Raw genomic sequence first — 10,898 nt, 5'->3', positions numbered from 1 at the left:
GGATAGGGGTGAAAGGCCAATCAAACCCGGTGATAGCTGGTTCTCGCCGAAATATATTGAGGTATAGCGTCATGTTAGTTTTGCGGAGGTAGAGCACTGACAAGGCTAGGGGCCCCACCAGGTTACCAACCCTTATCAAACTCCGAATGCCGTAAAATGATGCATGGCAGTCAGGCTATGGGTGCGAAGGTCCATGGCCAAAAGGGAAACAGCCCAGACCAACAGCTAAGGTCTCCAAATCAATGCTAAGTGGGAAAGGTGGTGGAGTTGCTGATACATCCAGGAGGTTGGCTTAGAAGCAGCCATCCTTTAAAGAAAGCGTAATAGCTCACTGGCCTAGCGATTCTGCGCCGAAAATGTAACGGGGCTAAGCATTGTACCGAAGCTTTGGGTTCACACTATGTGTGAGCGGTAGGCGAGCGTTCTCAGATGGGATGAAGGTGAACCGGAAGGTTAGCTGGACTAATGAGAAGTGATTATGCTGGCATGAGTAACGATAAAATAAGTGAGAAACTTATTCGCCGTAAACCTAAGGTTTCCTGGGTAAAGTTAATCTTCCCAGGGTAAGTCGGCCCCTAAGGCGAGGCAGAAATGCGTAGCTGATGGGAAACAGGTTAATATTCCTGTACCTGTATACGTGTGCGATGGAGGGACGCAGGAGGATAGGTGATCCGGGTGTTGGATATCCCGGTGCAAGCGTGTAGGCTTGAGGAGCAGGCAAATCCGCTCTTCTTTACGGCCGAGACGTGATGCCGTGTCTTTAAACGACTGAAGTCATTGATTCCATGCTGCCAAGAAAAGCTTCTAAGTTTAGCGTATGCAGACCGTACCGCAAACCAACACAGGTAGGTGGGTCGAGCAGACCAAGGCGCTTGAGAGAACTCTGGTTAAGGAACTCGGCAAAATGACCCCGTAAGTTCGCGAGAAGGGGTACTCGGATGTGTGATCTTATTTACTTTGTGAGCACACCTGAGGCGCAGTGAATCGGGGGGGGCGACTGTTTACTAAAAACATAGGTCTCTGCTAAGTCGTAAGACGATGTATAGGGACTGACGCCTGCCCGGTGCTGGAAGGTTAAGAGGTGGGGTTAGTCTTCGGACGAAGCTCTAAATCGAAGCCCCAGTAAACGGCGGCCGTAACTATAACGGTCCTAAGGTAGCGAAATTCCTTGTCGGGTAAGTTCCGACCTGCACGAATGGCGTAACGATCTCCCCACTGTCTCAACCAGAGACTCAGTGAAATTGAATTCCCAGTGAAAATGCTGGGTACCCGCGGAAGGACGGAAAGACCCTGTGCACCTTTACTGCAGCTTGACATTGGTATTTGATTATTCATGTGTAGGATAGGTGGGAGACTTTGAAGCGGCCACGCCAGTGGTCGTGGAGTCACCCTTGAAATACCACCCTTGGATACTTAGATATCTAATCCAATACCGTTATCCGGTTTGGAGACAGTGTCTGGTGGGTAGTTTGACTGGGGCGGTCGCCTCCCAAATAGTAACGGAGGCTTGCAAAGGTTCCCTCAGGCTGATTGGAAACCAGCCGTTGAGTGCAAAGGCATAAGGGAGCTTGACTGTGAGAGAGACATCTCGAGCAGGAACGAAAGTTGGTCTTAGTGATCCGGTGGTTCCGAATGGAAGGGCCATCGCTCATAGGATAAAAGGTACGCCGGGGATAACAGGCTGATCGCGTCCAAGAGTTCACATCGACGACGCGGTTTGGCACCTCGATGTCGGCTCATCACATCCTGGGGCTGAAGCAGGTCCCAAGGGTACGGCTGTTCGCCGTTTAAAGTGGTACGCGAGCTGGGTTTAAAACGTCGTGAGACAGTTTGGTCCCTATCCTCCGTGGGCGTAGGAGAATTGAAGAGGGTCTGCCCCTAGTACGAGAGGACCGGGGTGGACGAACCTATGGTGTTTCTGTTGTCGTGCCAACGGCATTGCAGAGTAGCTATGTTCGGTAAGGATAACCGCTGAAAGCATCTAAGCGGGAAGCCCGCCTCAAGATAAGTTCTCCCTGGACGAATGTCCCTGAAGATCCCTCGAAGACCACGAGGTTGATAGGCCGGAGGTGTAAGCAGTGTGAGCTGTTCAGCTGACCGGTACTAATAGATCGTGCGGCTTATTTTACAATTAATGGAATTCTCTCTTCACCCTATTGACTATATATCTCGAACCTTATGGTTCACCAAATTTTCTTGGTGCCCAAGGAGGAGGGGGTACACCCGGTCCCATTCCGAACCCGGTAGTTAAGCCCTCCATCGCCGATGATACTGCATGGTAGCGTGTGGGAAAGTAGGTCGGCGCCAAGGAATATTTCAAAGGCCCTTCAGTCTAACTGAAGGGCCTTTTTGCGTTTGGTGTTCGGCCGCCGCACCTCGGCCATCCCCCCCTCACTGCTTGTCCGTCGCCGCCTCCTCTGGACGCTCGTACTTGGTGAGAATGGCCTCCGCCACCTTCTTCAACTTCGCCACGGTCTGGTCCGTGAACATCCCCACTATCGCCGCCACAGCCGCATAGAAGATGATGCTCGCACCATCTTCGCTGTCTGACGACGTAGCCTGACCAAGACCGGCCCGGAGCACCAGGTAGAAGATTATGGCTAAAACGGAACCGCTGAACGGTCGCAGCACGAGCTTGATCAGGTCTGGCTGGACCAGGTCCCCTTTCTTGACGTGAAAGTAGAAGGAACGGATTCCGTGGATGAGCCCCCCAAATGCGCCGCAGGTGAGCACCACCAATATGGCGAACGAATCGGGAATTGCTACGAATGAGGTTCCTCCCTCAACGGGTATGATGGATGGACTCATAGTTGCGTTCGACGCAACCGTGGCGACCACGTTTTTAAGTAGCCCCGTCGCGCCGGCCTCGTGCATGGACTGGTGCAGTTTGTCCCAGATAAACAGGAACGTGGCTGACAAACCCATGAACAGGGCGATGAAGTAGGCAGTGATGCCGACCAGACTTCCCTTTACCAGTTGCTTTGCAGGAACTGTGGGGTTGGATTCTTCGCTCATGGATTTATCCTCCCGTGATTTTGTTCAAGGCTTCATCGGGCGAGGCGTTATCCAGCCATTTGAAATAGGCATTGGCATTGTCCTCGCCGCTTTTCACCAGCGCATTGACGGTCTCGCTATCGAGATCGAAGTCCGTGGTGCCTACTCCAAGGGCGTCGATAAATACGGTTCGCTGCCAATCGTTCTTGTGCAGGTGGGCCTTGTTGGCCATGTCGTTCATGAATCCGATGAGCGACTTGATATACTTGGCGATATTGTCGATCTCCACCGGAGGCATCCGCTGTCTGAGCTTGAGCGCGGCGATTTCGTCCTTGGTGTCCACCCTGAGGCCGAGGGTTTCCTTGTTGTAGATGTGATCATCCCATTTGTGGGTGGGGTATTTGACGACGGTAAAGGTATCGGTGTTGCCCGAGTCTGAGAGGTAGATGCGCCGGTCGAAGATATCCAGGGGGTAGTTCCAGGTCACTCCCCCGTCCACCAGGACATCATCGTCCTCGTATTCGGCTGAAGCGAAGAAAAACGGGATGCTCATGGAGATGCGGACCGACTCCCATATTCTCATGTCCGGAGTCGATTCGGCGTTGTAGGTTTCCGGGACCTGAAGAGTGAGGTTGGTCCCGATGACGGTCAGCTCCTTGTATTTGGCTGGATCGGTCGCTGCCATTTCCTTGAGGTCTTTGAAAGTGAGATTTTTGTTGCCAACCAGGCCGCCCACCTGCTTTTTCATCCATGCGCTGAAAGCATCGCCCTTGAACCATCCGTACTCTTTAACCAGGCGGGCTATGTCCCGCAGGTTGCCCCATGAATCGTCCATGAACTTACGGAAGTTGGTTCCGCCGACAATGTCTTTCACATCCTCCCAGTCGGCGCCGAGAGCGACAAGAGCTGCGGAAATAGCTCCGGCCGATGTCCCGGCGACACGCCGGATATCGGGTATGACGCCCCTTTCTTCCAGTACCTTCAGCGCTCCTGCGTAGGCTATCCCTTTAACTCCACCTCCCTCAAAACAAAGATTGACGAACTGTGTCATGTTTCCTCCCGCGTTTAATTTTTCTATCAAACTTGAAACACGCAATACTCCTTTAACCCTATTGTCTATATGGATGGGCCGTTTGGGTCAAGCTGTGCACGTTTTTCTCACGCACGTAGGCGTGTGGAAAAGAGGCGACGTCCTGTTAGCATTTGCCACAACCCGGCTCATCGTTCCCGTTTGACGGTCAACACTTGGACCAACTGCGAAACAAGCGCTCCGGCCACCCCGCCGCCTATTGCACCCGGTTCCTTGGCGATGGTTCCTCCTATTACGGCTCCAATCCCGGCCCCGGCACCGAGCAGGAGCAGCCAGCGCAACGTCGCCAGAAAGCAACCGACAGGATGTCTTGCCGACTTCCATTTCGTCTTTTTATCGGCTGGCTGCCCTGTTTCCGCTGTTGGAGAATGCATATGCGAAGCCTGCCTATGACTTTGCACGTCAGGCGGTGGAGAGTGCGGTTGTTCCGGTCGTTTCGGAGCCGTTTGTCCGGAGCCGCCCAATTCGGCAATCTTTTTCAACGCCATCCCGTGGGAGGGATCAATGGCGAGCACTTTTTCGTAAGCCATTCGCGCTTCGCGAGTGCGGTCCTGCCGTTCCAGGCACAACCCCAGATAATAGCGGGACTCGAGGTGGTCGGAGTTGATGCCAAGGGCACACCGGAACGCGCCTTCCGCCTTGCCGAAGTGCCCAAGCCTGAAATGACAGATACCTTGAAGGTACCTCACGTTGACCTGGGTGGGCTCCTGTTCGACCAGCTGGTCGAGCAGAAAAAGGGCCTGCGCGAAGTCTTCCCTTTCAAACAGTAGATAGGCGTCTTCAAATAAGGGCATGGCGACTACCCGTCCGGTGTGAGGAGGGAGAACATGCCACCATCGTCGTCATCGTGCAGGTCGTCATCCTGGTTTCCTGCGCTGTTGTCATTGGTGGGAATGACCACCTGGCTGGGCGGTTCGACAGGTTGGGAACCCGGGGATTGCGGGTTGGACGGTGTGAAGCCGGAAAGTTCCTTTAGTAATGCCTGGTAGTCGTCGGCATCCGGCGCATCCGGGGGGGAAGCGTTCTCACCAGGTGTGCTTTGGCCGTTGTCAGGATCGATTGCGTTCAGGATTGTGGACAGCGAAGGCTCATCGCCTGCAGCGGAAGTGTGGGTGATGCTGCCGTGCGGTGGGGGCTGGTCCCCAGGATCCTGCTTCGTTTCGTCAACGGCCGGCGTGTGGATGAGCTTGTGGGATACCGGCTTATCATTCAATTGAATCGAATCCGGGCCGTCCTTGGCGCAGGAACTGGCCGCGGCGTTCATCCCGCATGCGTTGAGGATGGTTGTCTGTGACAGTTCATCAGGGGCCCCCTGATGAACTGCCTGGGAACTGTTCGGTCCGTCGGACTCGGTCCCGGGCGTATGCTGTCCGGGGAGAGGAGTGGCTGCTCCGAAAGAGAATATGAGCTTGTTGGTCATATCCAGGACGTTTGTTTTTTCTGTAGGCGAGAGGCAGTGGAAGGCATCCAGCTTGTCCAACAATTGCTCCATCTCGGTGCGAGATATTTTTTGGTCCTTTTTCGCCAGCAGATAGGCGAAGCAGACAAGCTTTTCCGCCGACTGGAGTTGGTCCAGGCTTTTGAACGCCATGGTATCGAGAACCGTGGAGCCATCTCCACGCGTGATTTTGTACACGTTCATGTTGCCGTCAATGGATAGGTCATAGGAGAGGCTGTCTCCAAATTCATATTTTTCGGGATCATACCCCATCTTTTTCAGGTCGCTCATGAGGGAGGACAGTTGGGTCGCGTTCAGTCCTATGATGGTGAGAGGCATGAGCTTAGGCAGGGTCGGAAGAGAGAGTGAAGGCATCTTGGCAAGACTCAAGGAGATGAAGCTTGCCCCGAGGCTTACCGGTGTGGACCTGGCGAAGACAACCGATGCCACGCTCGCCATGTACCCGATATATTCTATGGCCGCATTGTACTTGCCGTCTTCCTGAATCGTTTTGAGCATTTCGGCGCGTTTGGCGGAATCATTCCTGTAGTCCGGCATGAACGGGCGTCCCAATGCCGGCAGGTTGGACAAGTAATCATCAATCAGCTTGATCTCGGATTCCCGCTTCCATTTGGCAATTTCCTGCAGGTTGTGTGTTGCCGCGATCTTTAGATAATTGGCATATTTTTTTGTCATGCCCTCTCCCCCCTCAATCTATGGCATTATCCCGTGTGCGCATAGTAATGCCGTGAAATTGGAATTCATCCTATTCTTGTCTGTATTACGTTGTGGTGAAGTTGAGTCAATGAAAAAAATGTCATTTGACATTCATAATCGATGGTCGGCAGCGTGCGTCACCAGATATTCCGGTCTGTTGGCCCGATTTTGCCCCTTGTTCGGGAGGGTGTTCAAGTTGAACTGTGGAAACAAAGCGAGTATAGGAGCGCCATGTTTACACACGCAATCACCCGTCGTCCCTCCGCTGAGATGGTGGACGGACTTTCCACCGCCGGCCTCGGGAAGCCGGATTTCGAGTTGGCCCTGAAGCAGCATGACGCCTATTGCCGCGCCCTGACTGACCTCGGCCTGGATGTGACCGTTCTCGACGCGCTGCCGGGCTATCCCGACTGCTGCTTCGTCGAGGACACCGCCGTTGTCTGTGAGGATGTGGCGGTCATCGCTCCCCTGGGCGCCCCCAGCCGCCAGGGCGAGCAGGATACCATCGCGCCTGTGCTGGCCGGGTTCAAACCGACAGTCCGCGTGACGCCACCAGCCCTGTTCGAGGGCGGGGATGTGCTCCAGGTGGGCAGGACTTTTTACATCGGCCTTTCGGACCGCACCAACATGGCCGGTGCCGAAGCCCTGGGCAATGCCGTGGGCGCATACGGGTATGAATGGCACGCCATCTCGGGCCTGCCGAGCCTGCACTTCAAGACCGATGTCAACTACGTCGGGAACAACACCCTGCTTGTGTCTCCGGCCTACGCAGACATGGCCGAGCTGGCCGAGTTCGACAAGGTTATTGTCGAGGACGACGAGGCCTATGCCCGCAACTGCCTGTACATCAACGGCACGGTTATCGTGCCTGCCGGGTTCCCCAAGACCCTGGCGAAGGTCGAGGCGCTGGCTCCCGCCGTGGTTCTCGACATGTCCGAGTTCCGCAAGCTCGACGGCGGTCTGACCTGCCTGTCATTGCGGTTCTAATTCAGTAATCAAGCTAAGCAAGGGCGGCCTCTCGAATGAGAGGCCGCCCTTTTTTGTTAGCATGATGCGGGGCCTGGCCCGGACTGATCCTAGTATCGGTCCACACGCTTGGGCAGTGTCACCAGCCAGAGCTTGGAGGCCGTTCCCGTGGGCACGAGTTCCACGGTGGTTTCCACGGGCTTGCCCTGGTATTTCACCTGGCCCGAGCCGTCCACGGTGTACTTCTTGATGGATTTGACCGGCTTGCCGTCGGCGTCGTTGACCGGGTTGACCACCTTGAAGGTGAACCCGAAGTCGTTGTCCGAGGTTACGGCCAGGGTGCGCATGTCGGGCAGCAGGGCCACGCCCTCGGCCTTGCCCGGTTTCCAGCCGTAGTCTTTGATGTCCATCAGCTTGGTCTTCTTGACATACTTGATACCCATAGCCTCGACATCGGAGCGGTCGGCCAGGGTCTCCAGCTCCTTGCCGCTCTTGGCCTTCACGCCGGTAATGTCCGTCGCGCCTTCAAGGTCGATGACGTAGAACGGGATGCGGGTCTTGCCGTCGGCGTTCTTGCCCCGTTCGATAATGATGAATTTGGTTTCGGAAAGGGCCTGGAGGTCACCGATCTTGGCGTCGCGGGAGAGCTTGTAGTCGTCGCGGTTGTGCGGGTAGGCGTACTGCCTGACCGCGCCCGTGGCCGGATCGAGGAGCAGCAGGCGGATGAAGGTGGCCTTGGATTTCTTGATGTTGCCGTCCACATCGCAGACCGACTGGATGGCGGCCAGGACCTTGCCCGAAGGGGTAACGGCGATGCCTTCAAAGCCTCTGTTGGGTTGGCGCGTGGCCGCGATCATGGGCAGTCCCTTGCCGGGCACGTATTTCTTGATGATCCGGCCGGTGTAGCCGTCGATCTTGGCGATGAACGGACCGTACTCGTCACAGATCCAGAGGTTGCGGCGGTTTTCGCGATCAATGGCGATGCCCTCGGTGTCCAGCCCGTCCGGGTCGAAGCCGAGCTTGGCCAGGGTGTCATCAAGCGGGATTTCACCGGTTGAGCCCACCGCTCCGCGAGGAATGGGACGGCCGGAGATTGGCTTCATGCGCTCGTTGCGCAGGGGGATGAGGCTGGCCAGCACGGCCTTGCCGTCTTTGACGCGGAGAGCTCCATACGACGGAGTGTAGTCCGGGGCCGGGAACATCTTGGTGGGCACGGTCTTGCCGTCCTGCTCCAGCTTGGGGGCGTCGGCGTTAGGGCCCCGGTCGCCGATGGCGTAGAACACGCGGGAGCCGTCAGCGGCCTTGCCCACGTAGCAAAGGCCGGAGCCGATGCCGATGGTGAAGCCGTCCGGGAAGCGGTCGGCATATTTCCCGGCGTAGGGCACCAGGAATTTAGCGGGAATCTCGATGTCGTATTTCTGGATGGCGACATCGGCGGCCAGCGCGAACTGGGCCGAAAGAAGCACGAGCAGTGCGGTGAACAGGGAACGGAACATGAAACAGCCTCCTGATAATGATTTTGTCACTGTATAGTGAAGAATCGCTCGGGGAGGGTGTCGAACCGGTAAAGGTTGCGTGACGTGTCGGGATGAAAAAAGGGCCGGTCGCTGAGATGCAACCGGCCCTTCCTGACTGATGGTTTGTTTTAGAAGAGTCCCTTGAGGACGCTGCCGGGCTTCTTGGTTTCCTGGGTGTCGCCGCTCTGGGTGCCGCTCTTGGAGCCGCCCAGGATGTCCTTCTTGAGCTTCTCCTCCAGGTTCTTGGTGCCTTCCTTGAACTTGCCCTTGAACAGGGCTTCTGCCAAAGCCTTGGCGTCCAGACCTATCTCGGGTGAATCCAGGCTGCCCTTGGCGTAGACCGGAACGGGCAATCCCTTGAGATCCTCGATGGACTCGCCTTCCTGGCCCTTGAGGGTGCCGACCACGGTCACGGTGGTCAGGTAGTCCACCGTGTTTTTCGGCAGGTCGGCCCAGCCCTTGCCCGTGACGCGGAGCAGGGGCGACTTCATGAGCAGGTCGTCGTTGGTGATGTGCCCCTTGTCCATCCTGGCCGAGCCGAGGAGCTCGGCAAAGTCGGTCCGGGCGGGTTCATCGGCGCTGACGGCCTTGCCCTTGATGCGCGCCCAGGCGTCACGCAGCATCTTGGCCACGTTTACGCCGTTGATGGCGCCGTCGGTGAAGGCGAAGGAGGCGGTTCCGGTGAGGGACTTCTTGATGTTGTCCGGGGTCAGGCCGAAACCGGTGACGTCGTACTTTGCCACGGTGGTGCCCAGGATGTGGTCCTTGCCGGTCAGGTCCTTGAGCAGGGGGCCGGCCTGGACGTCCTTGAGATCGGCGCTCTCCTTCCACGGCGCGGGCGTGACCCGGACGTCGAGGGTGGAGTGGCCCTTGAGGGAGCCGTCATACAGGTTGGCCTGGAACGGGTTGACCTGCACGATGCCGTTCTTGGCGGAGATCTCCACCAGGATGTCTGAGACGCGCAGGTTCATGGCCTTGAGCTTGCCCACGGTGAGCTTGGCCCGGAGGTCCTGGTCCTTGAGGGCGCTCAGGTCCGGCTCTTCGGCCTGGCTGGATGCTGTTTCGGTCGAGGCCGTTTTGGTCCCGTCCTGCTTCTTGTCACTGGCGGGCGGCAGGTAGCGGTCCGCGTCGATGTCGTCCACGTTCAGTTCCAGCCGGACAGCGGGCTTGGCAAAGTTGGCAACAGAGCCGGTGGCCGTAATATTGGTGTCGTCCAGGACCACGGCCATGCTCTCCAGGGACACGGCGTCGGGCGTGCCGTTGAGCTTGATATCCGCCGAAGCCTTGGTCAGGGCGGCGGTGTCGGCTGTGACCATGTCCATGCCGAGCTTGGACAGGAGCTCCTTGGGGGACATCTCGTCCAACTTGAGTTCGGCGGAGTAGTCGACCTTGTCATCCTTGGCCCTGGCGAAGAAATCGCCTGTCAGGCGTGCGTTCAGGAACGTCAGTGCCAGGTCCGTGAGCCGTGCGGTTCCGGCCTCGGCGTCAGAGGTGAAGGTGCCGGTCAGCTTGGGCCGGGTTTCGATCTTGGGATCATCCAGCTTGAGGTCGAAGGTCAGCACGATGGGCGTGGGCAGCTTGTCGCCCACCTCGCCGATGATCAGATTCAGGTTGTTGACGGCGGTCTTCTTGCCGGCTTTCTGGTCGTCATAGGTGATATTGGCGCCGGTAATTTCCACTCCCAGGACCGACAGGGAGCCAAGGGAGCCGCCTTCGGCCTGCTCCTTGCCCTGCGATTCGGGCTCGGCGGCAGCGGTCTTTTCGCCTTTGGAGAGGTCGTCCCAGTTGTTGATGCCCTTCTTGTTGACGGCCAGGTTCACGGTCAGCCCGTCCAGGACCACCACACCCACGGCCACGTCGCCGGTGAGTAGCGGCAGGACCCGGATGGATGCTTCGGCCCGGTTAATGCGGATCATTTCCGCGGGCGAAAAGCCCTGCCGGTTCCCAAGGGCAACTGGGCCGACCTCCAGGCCGAGCCACGGCAGGAAATTGAAATGGATGTCGCCCTCGAAAACGAGGTCGCGTCCGGTCTGTTCCTTGACCGCCTTGCTGATCTCGGCCTTGTAGGCATTGGGATCGACCGTGGTCACGAGGATGACGACCGCGACCAGGAAGAGGCCCGCGAGCGCACCGGCTACGGCCAGAATTATCTTGATCGGTTTGGACATAAGCACCC

General features: G+C 57.1%; 7 protein-coding genes and 2 rRNA genes (1 of these 9 only partly in view). 3 read left to right on the top strand and 6 right to left on the bottom strand.

Annotation, left to right across the window (positions count from 1 at the left end):
• Together GM415_RS02575 and rrf are read left to right on the top strand one after the other, a co-directional pair.
• A 23S ribosomal RNA gene (locus GM415_RS02575) occupies nt 1-2,128 on the top strand (it extends 810 nt beyond the left edge of the window).
• Between the two features lie 67 nt (nt 2,129-2,195).
• Nucleotides 2,196-2,310, top strand: a 5S ribosomal RNA gene (rrf, locus tag GM415_RS02570).
• Between the two features lie 81 nt (nt 2,311-2,391).
• On the opposite strand, the gene GM415_RS02565 is transcribed toward rrf, so the two are convergent.
• The 4 genes from GM415_RS02565 to GM415_RS02550 form a co-directional block, all read right to left on the bottom strand.
• Nucleotides 2,392-3,015, bottom strand: coding sequence for a hypothetical protein (locus GM415_RS02565; RefSeq protein ID WP_158946275.1), 624 nt, complete (start codon nt 3,013-3,015; stop codon nt 2,392-2,394).
• Between the two features lie 4 nt (nt 3,016-3,019).
• On the bottom strand, nt 3,020-4,045 hold the full coding sequence (locus tag GM415_RS02560; protein ID WP_158946274.1) for a patatin-like phospholipase family protein: 1,026 nt from the start codon (nt 4,043-4,045) through the stop codon (nt 3,020-3,022).
• A gap of 167 nt (nt 4,046-4,212) precedes the next feature.
• A complete protein-coding gene (locus GM415_RS02555; RefSeq protein WP_158946273.1) occupies nt 4,213-4,878 on the bottom strand; it encodes a tetratricopeptide repeat protein in 666 nt (221 codons plus the stop codon).
• Nucleotides 4,879-4,883: 5 nt separating this feature from the next.
• Nucleotides 4,884-6,218 (bottom strand): hypothetical protein, encoded by a 1,335-nt coding sequence (locus GM415_RS02550; RefSeq protein WP_158946272.1) that lies wholly within the window; start codon nt 6,216-6,218, stop codon nt 4,884-4,886.
• 252 nt (nt 6,219-6,470) lie between these two features.
• Here GM415_RS02550 and GM415_RS02545 point away from each other — a divergent pair, with 252 nt between their 5' ends.
• Complete coding sequence (locus GM415_RS02545) at nt 6,471-7,226, top strand: dimethylarginine dimethylaminohydrolase family protein (protein WP_158946271.1); 756 nt, start codon at nt 6,471-6,473, stop codon at nt 7,224-7,226.
• An 89-nt stretch (nt 7,227-7,315) separates the two neighbouring features.
• Here GM415_RS02545 and GM415_RS02540 read toward each other — a convergent pair whose 3' ends face one another.
• A complete protein-coding gene (locus tag GM415_RS02540) occupies nt 7,316-8,701 on the bottom strand; it encodes an esterase-like activity of phytase family protein (RefSeq protein WP_158946270.1) in 1,386 nt (461 codons plus the stop codon).
• Nucleotides 8,702-8,850: 149 nt separating this feature from the next.
• Nucleotides 8,851-10,890 carry an AsmA family protein gene (locus GM415_RS02535; RefSeq protein WP_158946269.1) on the bottom strand — a complete coding sequence of 680 codons (2,040 nt, stop codon included), beginning with the start codon at nt 10,888-10,890 and terminating at the stop codon, nt 8,851-8,853.
• Between the last annotated feature and the right edge of the window lie 8 nt (nt 10,891-10,898).

This window comes from Pseudodesulfovibrio cashew (genome assembly GCF_009762795.1).
Classification (GTDB): Bacteria; Desulfobacterota; Desulfovibrionia; order Desulfovibrionales; family Desulfovibrionaceae; genus Pseudodesulfovibrio; species Pseudodesulfovibrio cashew.
The sequence above is the reverse complement of the archived record's forward strand: the minus strand, read 5'-3'. Positions and strand labels throughout refer to the sequence as shown.

What these genes read in the sequence shown, in the direction of transcription:
- GM415_RS02565 (WP_158946275.1), bottom strand. Translation starts at nt 3,015, where the DNA reads ATGAGCGAAGAATCCAACCCCACAGTTCCTGCAAAGCAACTGGTAAAG.
- GM415_RS02560 (WP_158946274.1), bottom strand. Translation starts at nt 4,045, where the DNA reads ATGACACAGTTCGTCAATCTTTGTTTTGAGGGAGGTGGAGTTAAAGGG.
- GM415_RS02555 (WP_158946273.1), bottom strand. Translation starts at nt 4,878, where the DNA reads ATGCCCTTATTTGAAGACGCCTATCTACTGTTTGAAAGGGAAGACTTC.
- GM415_RS02550 (WP_158946272.1), bottom strand. Translation starts at nt 6,218, where the DNA reads ATGACAAAAAAATATGCCAATTATCTAAAGATCGCGGCAACACACAAC.
- GM415_RS02545 (WP_158946271.1), top strand. Translation starts at nt 6,471, where the DNA reads ATGTTTACACACGCAATCACCCGTCGTCCCTCCGCTGAGATGGTGGAC.
- GM415_RS02540 (WP_158946270.1), bottom strand. Translation starts at nt 8,701, where the DNA reads ATGTTCCGTTCCCTGTTCACCGCACTGCTCGTGCTTCTTTCGGCCCAG.
- GM415_RS02535 (WP_158946269.1), bottom strand. Translation starts at nt 10,890, where the DNA reads ATGTCCAAACCGATCAAGATAATTCTGGCCGTAGCCGGTGCGCTCGCG.